Raw genomic sequence first — 300 nt, forward strand, 5'->3', positions numbered from 1 at the left:
TGTCAGGAAAGTGGTAAAACTGCAACTCAATTACTGCAATGCCCTCGTAATTAAGTGAATTTACAATATCGTCCTGTTCGGAGGGAAGAACGCGGGATGTTCATTCTTCATCACTTTTAATTGATGTATATGCTCTCTTTTCTGACGTTAGTCTCCGACGGCAGGCTTCAATGACCCAGGCTGAGAAATTCCCGGACCCTTTTTGCTCAAGAGCGATGTTAATTTGTTCAATCATTTGGTTAGGAAAGCGGATGTTGCGGGTTGTTGTTCTGCGGGTTCTGTTCTTCGTTGACATGAGGT

At 43.7% G+C, this 300-nt stretch carries 1 protein-coding gene; it reads right to left on the bottom strand.

Features of this window, described 5'->3' with window-relative positions; genetic code table 11:
* Positions 1–100: 100 nt before the first annotated feature.
* The coding region (locus J0A69_RS22510; RefSeq protein ID WP_449500911.1) for a YlcI/YnfO family protein at positions 101–300 on the bottom strand (200 nt) is incomplete at its 5' end.

Source organism: Algoriphagus pacificus (genome assembly GCF_017254845.1).
Lineage (GTDB): Bacteria > Bacteroidota > Bacteroidia > Cytophagales > Cyclobacteriaceae > Algoriphagus > Algoriphagus pacificus.